The organism is Fictibacillus enclensis (assembly GCF_030123385.1).
GTDB classification, from domain to species: domain Bacteria; phylum Bacillota; class Bacilli; order Bacillales; family Fictibacillaceae; genus Fictibacillus_C; species Fictibacillus_C enclensis.
In genome coordinates this window covers 3,846,283-3,867,611 of sequence record NZ_CP126109.1, presented here as the reverse complement: position 1 = coordinate 3,867,611, position 21,329 = coordinate 3,846,283, and the positions used below count along the sequence as shown (strand labels likewise).

Genomic DNA, 21,329 nt, shown 5'->3' with positions numbered 1-21,329 from the left:
TCGTCTGATTCTCCTTTTGGTGTATGTCAATTTCTCTCTTTATTCTTAAACAATTCCAAACAGGTAATAGAGGCCGATAACAAAGAATACTGCGATGGTCTTAATAACAGTCATCGCAAAAATATCCAGGTACGATTGTTTATGTGTTAAACCGGTAACCGCAAGCAGGGTAATGACCGCTCCATTATGAGGAAGGGTATCCATTCCTCCGCTCGCCATGGATGCGACCCGGTGAAGTACTTCTGGATCAATGCCGAGCTTATCTGCCTGTTCCACATATTTATCACCCATGGTCGCTAAAGCAATACTTAAGCCCCCTGATGCAGAACCGGTAATACCAGCAAGGGCGGTTGTTGTCACTGCTTCGTTTACGAGGGGATCCTGGATGGTGTCTGCCATACCTTTATTTACAGAGGCAAAGCCAGGCAGTGCAGCGATGACACCCCCAAATCCGTATTCGGAAGCCGTGTTCAGGGTTGCGAGCAAAGCGCCGCCGATGGAGACGTTGATTCCGGCATTAAAATTGTTTTTAACCTGCTTGAAGGCAAAAATGAGAACGGTTACAATTCCGATGACAAGGGCACCTTCCACTGCCCAAACTGCTGCGAGTTTAGGGATTTCAACAGGCGGAACATCCTTCATTCCGATTTTTGAAAAATCAAAAACGGTTCCGTAATATTTAGGAATCATAGAGGTGAATACCTTATTGAAGATTCCTACAAGAAGGAGGGGCAATATGGCAATAAATGCATTGGGAAGGTTCTCATCAGGAATCTGATCCGGCTCATTGATGTGGCCGGTTCCATAGCCCTCTCCCGCTCTTGCGGCTTTTCTTCTTCTCCATTCCAGATACGTCATCCCGACGCCTAGAACAAACAGTCCGCCAATCAATCCAAGCCATGGGGCAGCCCATGTATCGGTTTTGAAAAAGGTGGTGGGAATGATGTTTTGAATCTGCGGAGTACCGGGAAAAGCATCCATCGTAAATGTAAACGCCCCAAGAGCAATGGTTCCTGGTATTAAGCGTTTCGGGATGTCTGCCATTTTGAACAGTTCAGAAGCAAAAGGATATAGAGCAAACGCTACGACAAATAGTGAAACGCCGCCATAAGTCAGGATGGCGCCAACCAGAACGATGGCGAGCATGGCCCGGCTTGGCCCAATCAGTTTAATAACAGCTCTCGTAATCGATTTGGCAAAGCCGGACATTTCGATCACTTTTCCGAAAATTGCACCCAGCAAGAATACCGGGAAATACAGTTTAATGAACCCAACCATTTTCTCCATAAATACACCCGAGAAAAACGGGAGAACATGGCCCGGATCGGTCAACAATACGGCAAACAGGGCCGCGATTGGCGCAAACAGGATAACGCTAAAGCCGCGGTAGGCGACAAACATAAGAAAAAACAGCGCCAGTAAAATAATAATAATATCCACTACAAAAACCCCCTATACTTTTCATGCCAAGATTTCTTTTTTTTAAAACAGCTTTAATAAGCATCCATTTTAACGTGCTCTGAAATGATGAGAGACGGGTCGGTGCATTCCTTGATGTCCTCAATCGTGTAGCCTGTGGCTACTTCTGCAAGCAACAGCCCGTCTTCAGTCACATCAATGACGGCACGTTCAGTAATAATACGGTTGACAACACCCTTGCCGGTGAGGGGCAGGGTACATTCCTTTAAGATTTTGCTTGTACCGTCCTTGCTGACATGATCCATAATGACGATGATTTGTTTGGCACCATGAACAAGGTCCATCGCGCCGCCCATTCCTTTGATCATTTTTCCTGGAATCATCCAGTTGGCAAGATCGCCTTTCTCTGACACCTCCATACCGCCAAGGATGGCGATATCGATGTGTCCCCCTCGAATCATGCCAAAGGATTCCGCACTGTCGAAATAGGAAGCACCTTCTATGGCAGTGATTGTTTCTTTCCCGGCATTAATTAAGTCAGGATCAACGTCCTTCTCAGCAGGATAGGGGCCAATCCCAAGAAGCCCGTTCTCAGACTGTAGGACCACGCTTTTGTTGGCTGAAATGTGATTTGCAACCATGGTGGGCATTCCGATTCCCAAATTGACATAGAAACCGCTTTCAATTTCCTGCTCGGCTCTTTTGGCAATCTTTTCTCTTATCGCTTTTTTGTCTAGCATTTTCGTGCTCATATGCTCTCCTCCAATCTTCTAGTTTGCTACAGTCAGCTTTTCAATTCTTTTTTCCTGTATCCCAACGATTAGTGACTGAACATATATGCCAGGAGTATGGATCTCGTCGGCACCCAAGCTTCCTGTTTCACATAGCTCTTCAACTTCCACAATCGTAACTTTTCCGGCTGCAGCCATCATGGGATTGAAATTTCGGGCAGTTTTGTGATAAACCAAATTACCCATGTTGTCTGCTTTCGCGGCACGGATCAAACTGAAGTCGGCTTGAAGCCCTGTCTCCAGCATGTATTCTTTTTCATTAAATGTACGGATTTCCCTTCCCTCAGCAAGAGGCGTCCCTACTCCAGCAGGTGTATAAAAAGCCGGAATGCCTGCGCCGCCTGCCCGAATTCTCTCGGCCAATGTTCCCTGGGGGATGAGTTCCACTTCAATCTCTCCAGCCAGCACCTGGCGTTCAAACTCTTTGTTCTCTCCCACATAGGAACCAATCATTTTCTTGATCTGCTTGTTTTTCAGCAGCAGGCCAAGCCCCCAGTCATCTACTCCGCAGTTATTTGAAATGATGGTCAAATCTCTGGTTCCTGCTTCAACAAGAGCAAGAATCAAATTCTCCGGAATGCCGACCAGTCCAAAACCACCCACCATTAGAATGGATCCGTCTGGTATTTCTTTAACCGCTTCTTGAAACGAAGATAATACAGGCTTCATGTGATGTTCACTCCTTTTTCAGACTCGTTCAGTAGTCTTGCAAGTTTCATGCCAAGACTAATCCCACCTGTAGAATAAAGAGTTGAACGATTTGTGAACAATTTTAGGTTGCCGAATTTTCCGGTAATCCGGAAATGGCTGGTCTTCTTTTTTGAAAAAACAGAGTCTTATTATGATAGGAACTCATTCCGGAAAAGCGGAAAGTGTTCCGGGTTCTCGGAAAAACTATGAAATACCGTTCACCTTTTTCCATTGCTCGGAGAGAGACAGCGCAATTTCTTTAATGATTTTGTCGGTCTTGAAATAAAAAATATGGGAGAAGGGGGACCAGGATGTAAAAATATTTCCACTGCTAACCTCAATATCTTTTTTCACCGACCGGTTGTACACTTCATTTAATGATTTCAAGGGGAAAGCAATTACATCATCCTGGTCATAATAGTTGATCCATTCCCCACTTAAATGGGGAAAGTGTTTTTTGAGTTGAGGAGAAGGGACATCAATCGGTTTGTCAAAGTCGTTATACCGGAGGGTCCATAAAGGCATAGGAGTTCCGAGAGTATAAAAATTGGCAAGGGTTTCTCCATTTTCTAGAGGATTATCCGATTTTAATTGCTTAATGGCATCGGGAATCTTTTCTTGAAGATATTGCAGGTCATAAAAATAGTTGCTGGCAATCACCGTGCCGAGGCTGTGGGAAACAACGGTAAGAGGGGACAGATCACTGGTCTTCTCCCGAAGCTTGTGCATCCCTGAGGCTACCGCTTCATGCACTCTTTCATAATTTGGATTCAGATGTGGAAATGAAACGGGCGATGGCTGGTAAGCTATGGCATCACCGAAAAAACGGATAACAAACTGACGGAGGAAGGAATAGTTCAACGTTTTTTGTTTATTGACCTTTGCCCATAATTCGTCCTCCCGTTCATTAAAAACGCTACCCCAATAAATGGGCACCATCTCCACCTGTGAACCAGGGGCAGGGTGTAAGGAGGCAATATTTTTTGCAAAGTGGCTGCGGAGTGATTTCATAAAGTCGTCGGCATAGGTTTCATCTTGATTGCCGATCCCATGCAAAATGAGAATACCAAGTTTAATAGACATCATGCCACTTCCTTTCAATAGAGGAACCTTTTTACCATTTAACTATGACAAAAAGCTTTTAAAAAAGAAAGAAAATTCTATGTTGTCAAAATAATTGAAATGACTTATGATGAGTGTAGAACTAAATTTAAAAAGTAGTCATTTATTTTTGGGCTAAAAATGAATGAGTGTTCATTCAATAGCTGAAGGAGGAAATAAGATGGCCATAACCATTCAAAAGGCTGCTGTATTAGGGTCTGGTGTGATGGGTGCAGGAATAGCAGCACACCTTGCAAATGTGGGAATTCCTACATTGCTTCTGGATATGGTGCCGAGGGAATTGTCAGATGCCGAAAAATCCAAGGGTCTGACAGAAGAAAGTCCTCAGTACCGAAACAGGCTCACACTGCAGGCAAAGGAACGCATGCTGAAACAAAAACCGGCGCCCCTGGCGGTAAAAGAAAATCTGGATTTAATTTCAGTCGGGAACTTTACGGATGATTTATCCAAACTGAATGATGTGGACTGGATTATTGAAGTAGTTGTTGAACGCCTGGATGTGAAACGCCAGATATTTGAGCAGGTGGAGCAGTTCAGGAAAAAAGGGTCCATCATCAGCTCGAATACATCGGGAATCTCCATTGATGCAATGGCAATGGATCGGTCGGATGATTTTAAAAAGCATTTCCTGGGAACCCATTTCTTTAATCCGCCAAGATACTTAAAATTGTTGGAAATCATTCCAACGGAAGATACCAGCCCCGAAGTAGCATCCTTTATGAAGGAATTTGGGGAAAACATACTCGGCAAAGGTGTTGTTGTCGCTAAAGACACACCGAATTTTATTGCCAACCGGATTGGGACGTACGGTCTGATGGTCACTGTGCAGGAAATGATGAAACAGGGGTACAGTGTTGGGGAAATCGATTCCGTCACGGGACCGCTCATTGGCCGTCCGAAAAGTGCTACATTCCGGACACTCGATGTAGTTGGACTGGATACCTTCCTTCATGTGGCAAGAAACGTGTATGACCAGGTGGAGGGCAAAGAAAAGGAAGTGTTTGATGTTCCGCCGTTTTTAAATGAAATGGTGGAAAAGGGCTGGATGGGAAGCAAATCCGGTCAGGGCTTTTATCTGAAACAGAAGAGCAAGCAGGGAGGAGAAATCCTTGAGCTTGATCCTTCAACGCTGGAATACAAGCCACGGCAAAAGCTGAAAACGCCAACCACAGAACAAGCTAAACAGTTGAAGACAACAGAGCAAAAAGTGAAAGCGCTTTTATACAGTAAAGACCGGGCAGGTGAAATGCTGTGGTCTATCGTCAAACCAGTATTGATCTACTCGGCAGAAAAAGCCTACGAAATTGCAGATGATATTGTAGCCATTGATAATGCCATGAAATGGGGATTCGGATGGGAGCATGGGCCATTTGAAATCTGGGATGCCATTGGTGTCAGTGAATCGGTCAAACGGATGGAAGAAGAAGGCGAAACCGTTCCGGCCTGGATTCATGAGATGGTGGAAGGTGGAAATACCTCGTTTTATCAGACTCAGAATGGCGGGGTTTCGTTCTACCATAAAGGCGACTACAAAAAAGTCAATGAAAATCCAAAAACCGTTCATCTGTCACTGCTTAAAAATAAAGGCGGCCTTATCACGAAGAATACTGGCGCCAGCCTGATTGATATGGGCGATGGTGTTGCCTGCCTTGAATTCACATCACCAAACAATGCTATTGGGCCGGACATCATTATGATGATCCATAAAGCACTGGAAGAAGTAGAACGAAATTACGAAGGTTTGGTCATTGGAAACCAGGGCAAGAACTTTTGTGTCGGTGCCAACTTGATGCTGATCCTGATGGAAGCACAGGATGATAACTTTTTCGAACTCGATATGATGGTCCGCCAGTTCCAGAATACGATGAACATGGTTCGATACAGTAAAAAACCAGTGGTTACAGCAAACTTTGGCATGAGTCTTGGTGGCGGAGCAGAAATTTCCATGCCTGCAGCCGAAATGCAAATGTCCGCTGAAACGTATATGGGTCTCGTGGAAGTCGGCGTCGGACTGATACCTGGCGGAGGCGGAAACAAAGAGCTTCTTCGCCGCCAAGTGGAACGCCTGCCTAAAGGTGCAAAGCTTGATCTGCAGGGAGTCGTCAATCAAGTATTTGAAACCATCGCCATGGCCAAAGTGTCCACTTCTGCACAAGAAGCTGCAAAACTTGGTTACCTGCGTCCTCAAGACGGTATTTCTGTAAATGGGGATCACCTGTTATATGATGCCAAGCAGCGTGTGCTGTCTCTGGCAAAACAGGGCTATCAGCCGCCAAAGCGCTCAAAGATTCCGGTGGTCGGCGAAGCGGGTTATGCAACCCTTTGTCTTGGCGCAGAAACAATGCGTTTCGGGGGATATGTATCGGATCATGATTTGAAAATCGCGAAAAAGCTTGCTTTTGTGCTTGCAGGAGGAAGAGTTCCTGAAGGGACATTGGTTGATGAACAATATTTACTGGATCTTGAACGGGAGGCCTTCCTGAGTCTTGCCGGAGAACCAAAATCACAGGCAAGAATGCAGCACATGCTGACAAAAGGAAAACCGCTTCGCAACTAAAAGGAGGGGAAAACATGCAAAAAGATGCTGTAATCGTAGCAGGAGCAAGAACGCCGATAGGCAAAGCAAAAAAAGGATCCTTCGCTCAAATGCGTTCGGATGAGCTGGCAGCAATAACAGTAAAAGAAACGCTGCGTCGCGCAGGCGGATATGATGGTCCAATTGATGATCTGATTATGGGCTGTGCCATACCGGAGGCCGAACAAGGAATGAATATGGCCCGGCTGATCGGTGCACGCGCAGGTCTTCCGGATACCGTTCCGGCAATCACGGTCAACCGGTTCTGTTCTTCAGGACTGCAAAGTATTGCCTATGGCGCAGAAAAAATCATGCTTGGTCATGCACAGGCTGTATTGGCCGGCGGAGCGGAATCCATGAGCCTTCTACCGATGGAAGGGCATGTGATCAAACCGAATCCGCAGCTCGTGGAAACCGTCCCGCAATATTACATGGGAATGGGATATACAGCAGAAGAAGTGGCCAACCGGTTTGGTGTGACGCGTGAAGATCAGGATGCGTTTGCGGTCAGGAGCCATCAAAACGCTGCGCGCGCCATCAAGGAAGGGAAATTTAAGGATGAAATCGTTCCGGTTACCGTCACGAAACGATGGCTGGGTGAAGACAATAAACTAAAAGAAAAAGAATTTACGGTGGATACGGATGAGGGTGTTCGACCTGATACATCGTTGGAAGGACTTGCACGGCTGCGCCCGGCCTTTTCAGTTCGAGGTTCGGTAACAGCAGGCAATGCATCTCAAACCAGTGACGGGGCGGCCACTGTACTTGTAATGGACCGCGAGAAAGCAGAAGCAGAAGGGTTAACGCCGCTTCTTAAATTCAGAAGTTTTGCTGTGGCAGGCGTGCCACCGGAAATTATGGGAATCGGCCCTGTAGCTGCAGTCCCGAAAGCACTTAAACTGGCGGGCCTTGAGGTGGCTGATATCGGGTTGTTTGAATTGAATGAAGCATTCGCCTCCCAGGCGGTTCAAGTGATACGGGAGCTTGGTCTTCCTGAAGACAGAGTCAATGTTAATGGAGGCGGAATCGCTCTCGGCCATCCGCTCGGGTGCTCCGGGGCCAAACTGACGCTTACTCTTCTTCATGAGATGAAGAGAAGAGGAGAACAATTTGGAGTGGTAACCATGTGTATTGGCGGCGGAATGGGTGCTGCCGGCGTTTTTGAACTAGTGGGCTAAGCCAAAACAGGAGGGGAAAACATGTCTAACACAATGGAAAAAGTATTTAAAGGCGGAAGTTTTTTAGTGGAGGATATTCAGGCGGAGGATCTGTTTACACCGGAAGATTTTTCAGAAGAACATTTAATGATTGCTAAAACCACGGAAGATTATGTTGTAAAAGAAGTGGTGCCGCAAATTGACAAAATTGAAAATCATCAATTTGATATTTCAAGAAAACTGCTGACCAAAGCGGGAGAGCTCGGCCTGTTGGGTGCCGATGTTCCGGAAGCTTACGGCGGCCTTGAGCTCGACAAAATTTCATCTTCACTGATTACGGAAAAGTTTGCCCGTGCCAGAGGCTTCTCCTTAAGTTATGGCGCACACGTAGGAATCGGTTCTCTTCCTATAGTACTGTTCGGAAATGAAGACCAGAAACAACGGTACCTTCCTGATCTGGCCACGGGAACCAGAATTGCAGCATATGCTCTGACAGAACCAGGATCAGGTTCGGATGCTTTGGGGGCGAAAACCACTGCAAGGTTGAATGAAGAGGGTACACACTATATCCTAAACGGTGAAAAACAATGGATTACCAACTCGGCATTTGCAGATGTATTCATAGTATACGCGAAGATTGACGGCGAACAATTCTCTGCATTTATCGTGGAGCGGAACTTCCCTGGTGTTTCCACGGGTCCAGAAGAAAAGAAAATGGGAATTAAGGGCTCTTCAACAAGAACATTGATCCTGGAGGATGTTTCTGTGCCAAAAGAAAACCTGCTCGGCGAAGCGGGAAGAGGCCATGTGATTGCCTTCAACATATTAAATATTGGCCGTTATAAGCTTGCGGTAGGCTGCGTGGGCGGGTCAAAGCGCGGAATTGAGGTCTCAGCCAAATATGCCAATGAACGTTCCCAGTTCAAACGCAAAATCAGCTCATTCCCGCTCATTCAGGAGAAAATCGCTAACATGGCCGTAAAGACATATGCTTCCGAAAGCTCGGTTTACCGTACAGTCGGTCTTTTTGAAAAGCGGCTGGGCGGATTGGATACTGAGGCGCAAAAAGATGGCAAAGAAGTGGCAAAAGCCATTGCTGAATACGCCATTGAGTGCTCCCTGAATAAGTTCTTTGCATCAGAAGTTCTTGATTACGTGGTGGACGAAGCAGTACAAATCCATGGGGGATATGGCTTCATGGCCGAATATGAAGTAGAGGGAGCGTACAGGGATTCCCGTATCAACCGAATCTTTGAAGGAACCAATGAAATCAACCGTTTGCTGGTTCCGGGGACTCTTGTCCGCAAAGCGATGAAAGGTGAATTGCCGCTGATTGAAAAGGCAACTGCCCTACAGAATGAATTAATGATGATGATGCCTCAGGAAGTGGGAACTGAACCGCTGGAACAGGAGAAGTATCTCGTCAGCATGGGTAAGAAGATCATTTTAATGGTCGCAGGTCTTGCGGTGCAAAAGTTTGGTCAGAAGCTTGAAAATGAACAGGAAATCCTGGCAAACCTTGCAGATCTGGTTAGCGAGGTATACGCGATGGAATCAACAGTATTGCGTACGGAAAAAGCCATAAACCGAACCGGCCTTGAGAAGAACACACAAAAGCTGTTAATGACCCAGGTGTTCTGTCAGGAAGCCTTTAACCGTATGGAAGCTCATGCCAAAGAATCGATTATCGGAGTAGAAGAAGGTGATACCCTTCGCATGATGCTGTCTGCTCTGCGCAAGCTCACACGCCATACGCCGACTAATGTCATCAAGAAAAAACGTGAAATTGCCGCTGTTGTATTGGAGGAAGAACGTTACGTTATTTAAGTTTCATACTACCACTGCCTTATCTTGAAAATACTCTCTCACATTTGGCTCCGGTACATTGCCGGAGCATTTTTTTGTGTTAATCATGATGAGGCTGATGATTAATTTCCCTTTACGTGGCAACACTATTTTGTGTTACTATGGAAAGGAAGGAGTGAAACAAATGAGCCTGACTTTTTACCAGTATCCAAAATGCGGAACCTGCCAGAAAGCAAAGAAATGGCTGGAAAATCATGATGTTCCATTCGAATCTGTCCATATCGTTGAAAACCCTCCTTCAAAAGAGGAAATCAAGGAGCTTGTCTTGAAAAGCGGACTGGATTTAAAAAAATTCTTTAATACGAGTGGAATGAAGTACAGAGAGCTCGGCTTAAAGGATAAAATCAAAAGTGCTTCCGATGAGGAACTGTTTGATTTACTGGCTTCTGACGGCATGCTGCTGAAGCGCCCGATTGCCACCGATGGAACACAGGTGACCGTCGGATTTAAAGAAGATACATATCAACAGACATGGGCATCAAAATAGTTGCTTAACTATAATAAATTTAATATTATAGTTATTATAAATAACAAGAAAGCCTGGAGGGATACGAATGAATTTTCCAAAAGAATTGCGTTATTCAGAAGAACATGAGTGGGTAAAAGTTGAAGAAGGAAATAAAGTAAGAATTGGTATTACCGATTTTGCACAAGATGAGCTGGGTGATATCGTATTCGTAGAACTGCCGGAAGTAGGCGACGAAATCAAAGCGGACGAGCCATTTGGCAGCGTTGAATCCGTGAAAACCGTTTCCGAGCTTTATGCTCCAATTTCCGGAAAAGTGGTTGAAATCAATGAAGAGCTGGATGACAGCCCGGAACTCGTAAACGAATCTGCTTATGAAAAGGCATGGATGATTGTGGTTGAAGCATCTGATCTTTCTGAAACAGAAAACCTCATGTCAGCTGAACAATATGAAGAAATGACAAAAGAGGATTAATCCGTTACAAAGAATTTCAATGAGTAGGGCGCTTTTTTCCGGAGACAATAGAAACATCTTCTCCGGAAGGAAGTGACTTCATTGAACATGAACGATTCGAATCAAAATGCGAAATCAGATATCACAACCAAGGTGTATGGAAAAATGGATGCGGGTTACATGTCTTTGTTCCATGACAACCAAAAAATCGGACGCGTCGTTTTTTCCGATCAGGGCAATCAATATGAAATGGCTGAAGGTTTTGAGTTTGATGCTGAAAAAATCTATAAAAAGAATGATTCAGCACAGAAATATCCCAAAAGCTATGTTCAGGGATGCGATGAGGGCTGGTGTTAGTTCATGCCCTGTAAGTCCGATAATTATTTTGTAGCAAAAAAGGACAAGCCCTCGGGCTTGTCCTTTTTTGCTTGATATATATTAATCGTTGTTATTGCGGCTGTTACCGCCTTTTTGTCCAATATCTCTGTAAAAACCTTTATCGTGGCTTTCGGAAGTAGCTTCTCCGCCTTTTTTACCGATTTCCTGATAAAAATCTTTATCATGGCTGTCGGCTGTGGACTCCCCGCCTTTTTTACCAATGTCCTGGTAGAAGTCTTTATCATGGCTGGAAGCAGTTGACTCTCCGCCTTTTTGACCGATTTCCTGGTAGAAGTCTTTGTCGTGGCTTTCGGAAGTAGACTTCCCGCCTTTTTTGCCGATCTCCTGATAGAAATCTTTCCCATGGGTTTTGGATGTTTTTTCTCCGCCCATGCGACCTGCTTCTTCTCTGCTCATTCCATCTCTGTTGTCATTATTGTTTCTAGCCATTTCTAATTCCTCCTCTTATGGTAAAAAGTAATTTTTCAACAGTTGTTTTCTTGGTACTGTTGAACTTAGAGAAACAATATCCCCTTTTCGTTATGGTTAAACGACTTTAGGAGAAGTTAGTACGATTTTCCTTACTGGGTTGCCTTCTTGTGGTAATAAAGGGTGGTTACCCAGAAGAAACGGACAGTTTTATTAACATTTGAAAGAGGATTCTAATAAAATAAAGGGTATTATAATAACTAAGAGGAATATCAATCGTTTTAATACTTGTTCTTTAGAAGAAATAGGAGAGATGATTGATGGATAACAACAGTGAAAAAGTTATAATCGTTGAAGGCAAATCTGACAAGGATAAGCTGATCTCCATACTGAATGAGCCTGTTGAAATTATCTGCACCAATGGAACAATGGGGCTTTCACGCCTCGAAGAACTGGCAATCGAAATTGAAAACAGAGATGTTTATATATTGGTTGATGCAGACGAAGCCGGTGCAAAACTGCGAAAAATGCTGCAAAGAGAACTTCCGAACGCTGAACATTTATACATTCATAAGATGTACCGGGAAGTGGCAAAGACACCACTCATGTACCTTGCTAATATTTTGCTGGGTGCCCGTTTTACGATAAATAAAAATTGTTTGGGATAGGAGGAATGTATGTACCGCTTTTGCCTGTTGCTGCTGCTGATCTTGACTGCATGTTCTTCTGAGGAAACCGGAAAAAAAGAAAAGCGACCACAGGAAAAAACAAAGATTTTTGCAAAGAATTTAAACGTCCCCTGGCAGATCGATTTTTATAATGGAGAGACCTATATTTCTGAAAGGACCGGGAAAATGACGAAAGTGACGAAACAAGGAAAGAAGGTTCCTGTGTCATTATCATTTTCCAAAAAGGTTCTTTCAGAAGGGGAGGGTGGTTTCCTTGGCTTTTTATTTGATCCGGAGGCCGGGGAGAATCACAGGGCTTATGCCTATTACACGTACCAGGAAAAGGGAAAGGTGTACAATCGAATCATCTCTTTAAAAGCAGGACAGGCATCCTTGAAAGAAGATCGTGTGCTCATTGAAGGGATACCGGGAGGGTCGATTCATAATGGCGGAAGAATCAAATTTGGACCTGATGGAAAACTGTATGCAACCACCGGAGATTCAGGGGATGATTCGCTTGCCCAGAACAAGGACAGTCTTGCTGGAAAAATTTTAAGAATGAATGCCGATGGATCCATACCAAAGGATAACCCGTTTAACCATTCTTATGTGTATTCCTACGGACACCGCAATCCACAGGGGCTTGCATGGGATGGAGACAAAATGTTTTCAACTGAGCATGGTTCAACCAACTATGACGAAATAAACGTGATCAAAGCTGGGAAAAATTATGGGTGGCCGGTCATCAAAGGGGATGAATCCAAAGAATACATGGAAAAGCCTCTTCTTCATTCGGGAAGAAAGACATGGGCACCGTCGGGTATTGCCATCAAGGACAACAAGATTTATATTGCCTGTCTGCGCGGAGAAAAGATCATTAAAGTAAACACATCCGGCAAGCAGATGGAAACGATGGCGAGCAATCATGGCCGTCTCAGGGATGTTCAAGTTCATAACGGGACGCTTTATTTCTTGACTAACAATAAAGATGGCAGAGGAACACCGAAACAAAATGATGACAAGATGCTCGAAATGAGCAGTTTTTAAAGGATTGGGGAGAAGTATGAAGGATTTAACCAACTTAGAGACACAGGATTATATTGAGGAGTCGGCAGAGGTACCGGCGGCTCTCTATATTCAAACACCACTTTGCGGCACCTGCAAAATGGGCAGGCGAATGCTTGAGATCACACTGGAAGCGTTGGACAAGCCAGGAAACAAAAAGCCCAAGGTGGGCGCAATCAATTTAAATGCCATGCCCGAACTGGCTGAAAAATACAACATTACCAGTGTACCGTGCCTCCTTTTTTTAAACCGCGGGATTGCCGTACGCAAGATTTATGCCATGCAATCTGTTGATTTTTTGTATCATAACTTAAAAAAGTACCTTTAAAAGGCACATTCAGTGTCTTTTTTCTTTTTTAGGGGGTGTTTTTTAAATGTAATACATGGTTGGTGTGGTAAAATAAAACAAAAATGTGTAAATCATTTTACATCACATTTCAGCCATTAAAACAGATGAAATTCCCTTGAAAAAGCTATGATACCAAGCAAGACAGTGGTAATTTCTGATTTATCGGCACAGATGCCAGTTTTTTCTTTTTCAGAAACGTGACAGAAAGATTACAAAAAGGCAGTAGTCCTGTAATATTGTTATACAACTGTATCCTACAAACCTACAAATCAATGGTATAAATGTATAGGAGAGCTTGAAACTTGTTTGCTCCTGTCGACTTTTGGGGAATTTCGTCCTTCGAAAGTTAAAACAACCTGGATTTAAGAGGTGAAATAATGTCTACTGCATTTGTATCAAGAATAAAAAACAGCGCTAGCGCTATAAATAACATTGAAGATAAAGTTATGAACATCCAAAGAGGAAATGATTTTTTACGAAATGAACTGATTGAAGCCTATCAGCCCTTTATTAAAAAGGTGACATCAAAGGTTTGCAGTCAATATATAGATCGAACAATGGACGAATTTAGTGTAGGTCTGTATGCATTCAATGAGGCAATTGATCAATATCAGGAAGGACAGGGAAGCCGATTCCTCTCTTTTGCTGATATGGTGATCCGCAGAAGAGTGATTGATTATATTCGTAAAGAAGTAAGGCAGAACCGGTTAATTTATCTCCAGCCTGATGAAGAAGACGAAGAAGGCCGCGTTGAGGATAGCTATGCTGAACAAAAAGCGGCAATGGATCATTATGAAGAAAGCATTCAGGCTGAAAATCGTGTGTATGAAATTGAGGAGTATCAAAAGCTGCTAAAAGATTTCAACTTGAATTTCAAAGTGCTAAGCAAACATTGTCCGAAGCACGTCGATGCACGTGAAAATGCGAAAGAAATTGCCCGGCTGCTCGTTGAAAACCGGGAAATGGCTGAGTTTTTATTGGAGAAAAAACAACTTCCCATAAAAGATTTGTTAAGCATGGTCTCCTGCAGTCGTAAAACGATAGAGCGAAATCGAAAGTATATAATAGCGGTATCGCTAATATATCTAGGGGACTTTAAAGCGTTAAAGTCTTATATTCAGCCTTAAATAAGGGGAAGTTAAACGGTTGTAATTATTCGTGTGGCCTAAAAGCTGGCTCATGATGGTTATGATACGAAGCAGATCCTTCGCCTTCAGGGGGGATATGTGGAATGAAAAACGGTATTTTGATGGAAGTTAAGAAAGGAAAAGCGATTCTTTTAACAAAAGACGGGTCATTTGTCTCGGTTAAACTGCCACGGGGAAAAAAACTGGTGCCGGGAATGGAATATGACGTCTCTAGTTTATACAGAAGCAAGACCAGGCGCTTTTTTCTTCCTTCACTTTCTTTGTCTATAGGAGCACTACTCATATTTGTGTTATTTTCGGGTGTAAACCCGTTGAGCCGCAACGACCATACTGTTGCGGCTTATGTCAGTTTTGACGTGAATCCGAGCCTCGAGGCTGCGGTTAATAAAAATCTTCAGGTCGTTCAAGTAAAAGCGTTCAACCCGGAAGGAGAAAACCTGATCCACTCCCTTCAGTATGCGAAGGATGTCAGCCTGTTTCAATTTGCTTCTTCACTGTTGAATGCTTATGACCAACAAGGTTATCTTTCCAAGAATCCGGACGTGCTGATTGCGTCTACTATTGTGGATCAAAGTGATAAAAAGATGTCTTCATCCCTCCAAGATGCTGTAACAGCCATTAAACGCAATGCTGCTGTCTATAATGAGAAAGCAGCCATCGTCATCAAGAACCTTGATGTAAAAAAGCGTAATGCAGCAAAGAAAAATGGAGTATCCCCAGGGAAATATTTGATGTATCTTGATGCAAAGCAAAACCATGATCCGCTTTCTTTAAAAGACGTCAAAAGGATGTCATTTTCTGAGCTGAAAAAAAAGATGGAGAAGAAAAACGAGCAACCGCATAAAAAGAATAAGGAAAACATGGAAGTACCCGAAAAAATCAAGCGGAACGAGAGAAATATCCAGCCGGAAAAGACCAATCCAAAAAAGGCGGTTAAACAACCATCCGCCAAGACTGAACCAGTAAGAAAAACCTCATATAAAGAAACGAATAAAAAAGCGGATCCGATGCAAAGCAATAAAAAAATGACAGTTAAATCTGCTGAACCTGCCCAGCAGGAGAATAGGAAAGTGATGAGTCAACATAATCAGGCCGAGTTTCGTTCATTCGGCTCTGTACATAAACATCCGGATAAAAAATGGAAGAAGCCACCGGGAAAAGGCCAGCCAAAGCCGCAGCCCTCTTTCCGAAATTCACCGAAGGATCAAAACAAGATGAAGGTGAAAACCATACCCGTCCATAAGAAAAAGATGAACAAAGACAAACCGGGGCCGCAAAAACAACGGTTTAACCATGAGAAAAAGTGGGGCAGAGGCCAAGCCACGCCCAAAAAGGAACATCCAGGTCATCGTCATCAAAAGAAAGCAAGCTAACAATCGACAGAAGTACCCTTTAACTGTCGAAGGATCCTTACAGGAAGAGGTTCCAGCCTCCTCGAACCCTTTTAGAAGGGATATTACGAGGGGGATTTTTGATGAATTGGGATCAATGGGTGGATCATATTCAAAAAACAGATTTTCTCCGTCCGCTTGTGGGTAACGAGAGGGCGAGTGTGTCACTGGAAGGGAAAACCATCTGTATCACCTTTATCAACACCATCACGGAGAAGCAAAGAAATATCCTGCTTTCAGGCAATGATGAGGAATTACGGCTTGTTTGCAACGGTGAAAGTCATTTGAGCAAGCTGATCAAACAAGGAAAGCTGTCTTTTACAGGGACATACAGAGAACAGTTAAAACTCGAATCATTACTGTACTTGGCACGCAGTCAACGAACAGGGACAAAAGAAATGGTTTGACAGTAAAAGTACGTGATGATAAAATCCATACTGCAAGCTGAAAACTTAAACATTTCGTTCTTATCGCGAGAGGTGGAGGGACTGGCCCGATGAAACCCGGCAACCGTTAAACAGCAATCCTGTTTAAAATGGTGCCAATTCCTGCAAAGCGCATGCTTTGGGAGATGAGAGATGGCGCATATTAATTCAATGCCCTTCTGCTCATATTCGCAGAAGGGCATTTTTTATGAAAGTGAGGAATCCAGTCTTTTGATAACTTTAGATGCAGTGCGCAAGATCTTTAAGACGAAAGACGGACCGGTCAATGCGGTTGACCAGGTCAATCTTACAATAGATCAAGGTGAAATTTTCGGAATAATTGGATATAGCGGTGCCGGAAAAAGTACATTGATCCGTATGCTGAACATGCTGGAACCGCCGACGAGCGGAAGTGTAACGGTAGCCGGACAGGATTTGTCCAAGCTGAGCAAGAGCGAGCTTCGGAAAGCTCGTCAGGAAATCAGCATGATTTTCCAGCATTTTAATTTGCTTTGGTCCCGTACCGTAAGGGAGAACATTGCTTTCCCTCTTGAAATTGCCGGGGTGGCAAGAGCTGAACGGTTAAGACGGGTGGATGAACTGATTAAACTGGTTGGCCTCGAAGGCCGGGGAGAATCTTATCCGTCCCAGCTGAGCGGAGGACAAAAACAGAGGGTCGGTATTGCCCGGGCATTGGCCAATAACCCAAAAGTGCTTCTTTGTGATGAAGCGACATCGGCGCTTGATCCGAAAACCACCGACAGCATCCTGAATCTGTTGGTTGAGATTAACGAAAAACTCGGATTGACGATTGTCCTGATTACTCATGAAATGCATGTCATACGGAAGATCTGCCATCGGGTGGCTGTCATGGAAAACGGAAGAGTGGTAGAGCAGGGACCAGTCCTGGACGTCTTCCGTCATCCTTCTGAGGAAATTACGAAAGATTTTGTGAAGCAGATCACAGAACCGGAAGAAACAACGGATGTGATTAAACAGCTGGCTTCAGAAAAGCCGCAAAACAAGATTGTACAGCTGACATTTGTCGGAGGACGCGCTGAGCAGCCTGTTATCACAGATGTTATCCGAAAATTCAACGTTCAGGTTAACATTCTTCAGGGCAAGGTTTCACAAACACAAAACGGTGCATATGGATCACTCTTTATACAGCTCGAAGGGGTTGATTCAGAGGTTTCTGATGCAATCAATTACATGAACCAACAGCAGGTCGAAGTGGAGGTGGTTTCTTATGAGTAATCTGTTCCCGAATGTAGAATGGGATGTGATGTTAACATCTACAGATCAGACGCTGTACATGACTGCAGTAGCTGTAATTGCCACCTTCGTTATTGGCTTGTTTTTAGGATTGGCTTTATTTCTTACGGGGAAAGGAAACTTGTGGGAGAACAAGCTTTTTCATGTAATTACAGCGGCAATCGTTAATATTTTTCGTTCGATACCCTTTATCATCTTAATCATTTTGTTGATACCATTTACACTCTTTTTGGTCGGCTCCATGCTTGGTGCCAATGCTGCGCTCCCGGCACTTATTATCGGGGCAGCGCCATTTTATGCACGAATGGTTGAGATCGCTCTCCGCGAAGTGGATAAAGGAGTCATTGAAGCTGCGAAATCCATGGGATCGAGCAATACCCAAATCATATTTAAAGTGCTTATTCCTGAAAGCTTGCCCGCTTTGATTTCAGGGATCACTGTAACCTCCATCGCGCTTGTGGGCTATACCGCAATGGCTGGTGTGGTTGGGGCAGGCGGTTTGGGTGACCGGGCTTTTCTAGACGGTTTCCAGCGTACACAAAATGATGTAACGTTTGTTGCCACAGTTATTATTTTGATTATCGTCTTCCTTATCCAATTTATCGGGGATACTATTACCCGACGCCTGGATAAACGATAAAAATAGACAATCAGGAGGAAAACCATGAAAAAATTGATTACACTCGTTCTTTTGTTGGCCATGACAACAGCCCTTGCTGCGTGCGGTGCAAACAGCGGAGGAGACAAAAAGCTTGCTGATAACAAAATTGTTGTAGGGGCATCCAACGTTCCGCATGCCGAAATTCTTGAACAGGCTGTACCGCTAATGAAGAAAAAAGGAATTGATCTTGAAATCAAAAAGTTTCAGGACTATGTATTACCGAATAAAGCTCTTGCAAATAAAGAGATTGATGCCAACTACTTTCAGCATATTCCTTATTTAGAGTCACAAATGAAGGAAAACAAAAACTACAAATTTGAAAATGCAGGCGGAATTCATATTGAGCCGATCGGTGTATACTCCAAAAAGTATAAATCGCTAAAAGACCTTCCAAAGGGCGCAACCATCATTATGAGTAATTCTGTAGCCGACCATGGCCGTATGCTGTCACTGCTTGAAAAAGAAGGACTGATCAAGCTCAAAAAAGGCAAAGGCTATAATGCTCAAATCAAGGATATTGCAGAAAATCCAAAGAACCTTAAATTCAAAGCGGATGTTGAAGCAGGACTACTTCCAAAAGCCTACCAAAATGGTGAAGGCGATGCGGTGCTGATCAATACCAACTATGCGATTGATGCTGGATTGAATCCTCAAAAAGATGCGATCGCACTTGAAGGCGCAGATTCACCGTTTGTCAATATTATCGCTGTACGTAAAGGCGATAAAGATGCCAAAACAGTCAAAACCCTTGTACAGGTTCTTCATTCAAAAGAAATCCAGGATTTCATTAAGAAGAAGTACAAAGGAGCAGTTGTACCAGTAAACAAATAAGGTGCCATAAAAGGACAGCCACAGGCTGTTCTTTTTTTTGTCCCATTGTAATAAAGTTAGATGACTTAAAACTAACCAATCAGGGAGGGGTACAAGATGGACGTTCAACAGCCAGCGGGATTTTGGATCAGGGTAGGAGCCTGTTTGCTGGATGGCATTATTATCGGCATACCATTAGCTATCATTGGTTTTTTAATTACCGGAGACTTTGCTTCCGATCAACCGGGAGAAAATTGGTACCTCGATATCATCAGTTTCCTCTATGCCCTATTGCTGCCCATCTATTGGCACGGGTACGTGGTTGGAAAGAGAATCTGCGGGGTTCGGATCGTTAAAGCTGACGGCAGCAAGCTGGGGCTTGGTGCCATGCTGATGCGAGTTCTGGTCGGAGGGATTATTTACGCAGTAACGCTTGGAATTGGATTGATTGTCAGTGCTTTAATGGTTGGGATTCGAAAAGATAAAAGAAGTATTCATGATTTTATCGCAGGAACCTATGTCACCCATCTTCCGCCTCAAAAGGAAGGATAAGCAAAGAAGACGGCTTCCAGGTCCGGAAGCCGTCTTTTTTGTTTTCGTAACTTTGTTGCTGAAAATTCCCACAAAAATGCTTCTATTCTAAAACGATGGATGTAATCTCCGGCCTGCAAAAGAAGCGAAAGGGAAGGTGGGTCGTTCCCATTCCTCTGTTGGTATACAAATGTTTCTCTTCTGACTCATAATGGCCGGTGTGATATTTTCTTCCCATACGTGAAGTGATAATTGGCCCGTACAGCGGCATCCGCACTTGACCGCCGTGGCTGTGGCCAGACAGCTGAAGATCGATGGGGAATTTTGAGCTTACCTTAAAATAATCCGGTTCATGGGCGAGAAGAAGTGTGAACTGATCCTCCGGAATGCCCTCCAGAGATTTCTCAATATCTGCCTCTCCTTGCAGGTAGTCATCAAGTCCTGCGATATAGAAGCTGTCATTCCCCTTTATCAGTTTTCTGTTCTCATTTACAAGCAGTTCGAAGCCGCTTTTTCTCAATAGCTCAGAGATCGTATCAATGTCTTCAAGGTAATCATGGTTTCCGAGCACAGCGAATTTACCAAGCGGAGCTTCAATACTTTTTAAGCCTGGTATGCTTTTTACTGCAGACCTGCGAGAACGTTTCGAATTGACCAGGTCTCCGGTAAAAATGACAAGATCCGGTTGTAGCTCCTGTATTTTTTCAGCCATCTTATTGATATGTCTTGCCCTGAAATGAAATCCAAGGTGGAAATCACTGATCTGTACAATATGTACCCCTTTAAACGCTTCGGGAAGGCGAGGCAGTTTGATGGTCACTTTCTTAATGTCAAACCAGTAAGGCTCTATGAATGAAGAATAAATTGCGGCAGTACCTGCAACAGCTGCTATTGTCCCTAATCCAACAGATCCGGCAATCAATGATTTTTTAACTTTTTCCTCTTCCATCTCTTTCTCCTTCTGTTTTCTTATAACGTCTTTTCTCTCATTATATTCCCTTTTTAAGTGGAAACAAAAATTTCTGTTGGAAAAAGTGAAAGGCATAAGACAAGAAGCATTAACTCATACTAAGACTTGTCTACTTTAAGGACAGGAGGATGAAACAAATGGAACATCAAGAAATGCCCGGAAAGAATTCAACGCAATTTCATTTGATCAGGTATAAGGAAGGCCTTGGAAAGTATACGGATCATATGCCTGAACTGGCCCATTCCTACAATGAATTTACCCGTCACTGCTTTAAAGAGGGGGAAATTACTGAGAAAAATAAACAGCTGATTGCCTTGGGAATCAGTATTTGTGCCCAGGACGAATATTGTATTATTTATCACACAAAAGGGTGTCTGGATCAGGGAGCCAGTGAGAATGAAATCCTCGAAGCTGTTGGAGTAGCAGCAGCTTTTGGAGGAGGTGCGGCGATGAGCCAGGGAGTGACACTGGTACAGGAATGCATTCAGGAATTAAATAATCCCATGCAGTAAAAGGAGTTCCAGAGGGAGCTTCTTTTTTCGCTTTTCAGAAAATGGAAGAACGGGAGAGGATTTAACCGGATTTATAAGGATATGGAAGGCAGTAAAGTGCATCCGGTGTATACCCTATAGGCTTTTTTTATATCGTAGAATATGGAAATTGATAAGGAATCATACGTCTGTTAGGCT

Annotated in this window: 23 protein-coding genes and 1 riboswitch; of the genes, 17 read left to right on the top strand and 6 right to left on the bottom strand. The window is 43.7% G+C overall.

Annotation, left to right across the window (positions count from 1 at the left end):
- Positions 1-45: 45 nt before the first annotated feature.
- From QNH15_RS20205 to QNH15_RS20190, 4 genes are all read right to left on the bottom strand, one after another.
- The gene (locus tag QNH15_RS20205; protein WP_283890043.1) at positions 46-1,440 is read right to left on the bottom strand and encodes a GntP family permease; all 1,395 of its coding nucleotides are present in this window, start codon (positions 1,438-1,440) and stop codon (positions 46-48) included.
- A 53-nt stretch (positions 1,441-1,493) separates the two neighbouring features.
- Positions 1,494-2,171 (bottom strand): CoA transferase subunit B, encoded by a 678-nt coding sequence (locus QNH15_RS20200; protein WP_283890042.1) that lies wholly within the window; start codon positions 2,169-2,171, stop codon positions 1,494-1,496.
- 18 nt (positions 2,172-2,189) lie between these two features.
- Positions 2,190-2,879 (bottom strand): CoA transferase subunit A, encoded by a 690-nt coding sequence (locus QNH15_RS20195; protein ID WP_129480010.1) that lies wholly within the window; start codon positions 2,877-2,879, stop codon positions 2,190-2,192.
- Positions 2,880-3,104: 225 nt separating this feature from the next.
- Entirely contained in the window at positions 3,105-3,986 is an 882-nt protein-coding gene (locus QNH15_RS20190) for a chemotaxis protein (RefSeq protein ID WP_283890038.1), read from the bottom strand.
- Between the two features lie 196 nt (positions 3,987-4,182).
- On the opposite strand from QNH15_RS20190, the gene QNH15_RS20185 reads away from it, so the two are divergent.
- From QNH15_RS20185 to QNH15_RS20160, 6 genes are all read left to right on the top strand, one after another.
- Entirely contained in the window at positions 4,183-6,579 is a 2,397-nt protein-coding gene (locus QNH15_RS20185) for a 3-hydroxyacyl-CoA dehydrogenase/enoyl-CoA hydratase family protein (protein WP_283890034.1), read from the top strand.
- 14 nt (positions 6,580-6,593) lie between these two features.
- Positions 6,594-7,775: an acetyl-CoA C-acetyltransferase gene (locus QNH15_RS20180; RefSeq protein ID WP_283890028.1), complete on the top strand. Its 1,182-nt coding sequence runs from the start codon at positions 6,594-6,596 to the stop codon at positions 7,773-7,775.
- Between the two features lie 21 nt (positions 7,776-7,796).
- Entirely contained in the window at positions 7,797-9,581 is a 1,785-nt protein-coding gene (locus QNH15_RS20175) for an acyl-CoA dehydrogenase family protein (protein ID WP_283890021.1), read from the top strand.
- Positions 9,582-9,744: 163 nt separating this feature from the next.
- The gene (locus QNH15_RS20170) at positions 9,745-10,107 is read left to right on the top strand and encodes an arsenate reductase family protein (RefSeq protein WP_129480013.1); all 363 of its coding nucleotides are present in this window, start codon (positions 9,745-9,747) and stop codon (positions 10,105-10,107) included.
- A gap of 67 nt (positions 10,108-10,174) precedes the next feature.
- Positions 10,175-10,561: a glycine cleavage system protein GcvH gene (gene gcvH, locus QNH15_RS20165; RefSeq protein ID WP_061972160.1), complete on the top strand. Its 387-nt coding sequence runs from the start codon at positions 10,175-10,177 to the stop codon at positions 10,559-10,561.
- A gap of 87 nt (positions 10,562-10,648) precedes the next feature.
- Positions 10,649-10,897, top strand: coding sequence for a YusG family protein (locus QNH15_RS20160; protein WP_074440571.1), 249 nt, complete (start codon positions 10,649-10,651; stop codon positions 10,895-10,897).
- An 81-nt stretch (positions 10,898-10,978) separates the two neighbouring features.
- Here QNH15_RS20160 and QNH15_RS20155 read toward each other — a convergent pair whose 3' ends face one another.
- Positions 10,979-11,368, bottom strand: a complete 390-nt coding sequence (locus QNH15_RS20155; protein WP_283890013.1) for a KGG domain-containing protein — start codon at positions 11,366-11,368, stop codon at positions 10,979-10,981.
- A 299-nt stretch (positions 11,369-11,667) separates the two neighbouring features.
- Between QNH15_RS20155 and QNH15_RS20150 the strand changes: the two genes are divergently transcribed.
- From QNH15_RS20150 to QNH15_RS20105, 10 genes are all read left to right on the top strand, one after another.
- Positions 11,668-12,015 carry a toprim domain-containing protein gene (locus tag QNH15_RS20150; protein WP_283890009.1) on the top strand — a complete coding sequence of 116 codons (348 nt, stop codon included), beginning with the start codon at positions 11,668-11,670 and terminating at the stop codon, positions 12,013-12,015.
- Between the two features lie 9 nt (positions 12,016-12,024).
- Positions 12,025-13,062, top strand: coding sequence for a PQQ-dependent sugar dehydrogenase (locus QNH15_RS20145; RefSeq protein WP_283890007.1), 1,038 nt, complete (start codon positions 12,025-12,027; stop codon positions 13,060-13,062).
- Positions 13,063-13,078: 16 nt separating this feature from the next.
- Positions 13,079-13,408 (top strand): thioredoxin family protein, encoded by a 330-nt coding sequence (locus tag QNH15_RS20140; protein WP_283890005.1) that lies wholly within the window; start codon positions 13,079-13,081, stop codon positions 13,406-13,408.
- A gap of 398 nt (positions 13,409-13,806) precedes the next feature.
- The gene (gene sigI, locus QNH15_RS20135) at positions 13,807-14,556 is read left to right on the top strand and encodes an RNA polymerase sigma-I factor (RefSeq protein ID WP_129480016.1); all 750 of its coding nucleotides are present in this window, start codon (positions 13,807-13,809) and stop codon (positions 14,554-14,556) included.
- A gap of 104 nt (positions 14,557-14,660) precedes the next feature.
- The gene (locus tag QNH15_RS20130; protein ID WP_283890003.1) at positions 14,661-15,950 is read left to right on the top strand and encodes an anti-sigma factor domain-containing protein; all 1,290 of its coding nucleotides are present in this window, start codon (positions 14,661-14,663) and stop codon (positions 15,948-15,950) included.
- 101 nt (positions 15,951-16,051) lie between these two features.
- Entirely contained in the window at positions 16,052-16,375 is a 324-nt protein-coding gene (locus QNH15_RS20125) for a hypothetical protein (RefSeq protein ID WP_283890002.1), read from the top strand.
- Between the two features lie 57 nt (positions 16,376-16,432).
- Positions 16,433-16,546, top strand: a riboswitch (SAM riboswitch).
- Between the two features lie 78 nt (positions 16,547-16,624).
- The gene (locus QNH15_RS20120; protein WP_283890001.1) at positions 16,625-17,650 is read left to right on the top strand and encodes a methionine ABC transporter ATP-binding protein; all 1,026 of its coding nucleotides are present in this window, start codon (positions 16,625-16,627) and stop codon (positions 17,648-17,650) included.
- Entirely contained in the window at positions 17,643-18,308 is a 666-nt protein-coding gene (locus tag QNH15_RS20115) for a methionine ABC transporter permease (protein ID WP_283889998.1), read from the top strand. Before QNH15_RS20120 ends, QNH15_RS20115 begins: the two co-directional genes overlap by 8 nt.
- Positions 18,309-18,332: 24 nt before the next feature.
- The gene (locus QNH15_RS20110; protein WP_283889997.1) at positions 18,333-19,160 is read left to right on the top strand and encodes a MetQ/NlpA family ABC transporter substrate-binding protein; all 828 of its coding nucleotides are present in this window, start codon (positions 18,333-18,335) and stop codon (positions 19,158-19,160) included.
- A 96-nt stretch (positions 19,161-19,256) separates the two neighbouring features.
- The gene (locus QNH15_RS20105; protein WP_283889996.1) at positions 19,257-19,691 is read left to right on the top strand and encodes an RDD family protein; all 435 of its coding nucleotides are present in this window, start codon (positions 19,257-19,259) and stop codon (positions 19,689-19,691) included.
- Between the two features lie 82 nt (positions 19,692-19,773).
- On the opposite strand, the gene QNH15_RS20100 is transcribed toward QNH15_RS20105, so the two are convergent.
- Entirely contained in the window at positions 19,774-20,619 is an 846-nt protein-coding gene (locus QNH15_RS20100; RefSeq protein ID WP_283889995.1) for a metallophosphoesterase, read from the bottom strand.
- Between the two features lie 158 nt (positions 20,620-20,777).
- Here QNH15_RS20100 and QNH15_RS20095 point away from each other — a divergent pair, with 158 nt between their 5' ends.
- A complete protein-coding gene (locus tag QNH15_RS20095) occupies positions 20,778-21,152 on the top strand; it encodes a carboxymuconolactone decarboxylase family protein (RefSeq protein ID WP_129480022.1) in 375 nt (124 codons plus the stop codon).
- Positions 21,153-21,329: the final 177 nt, after the last annotated feature.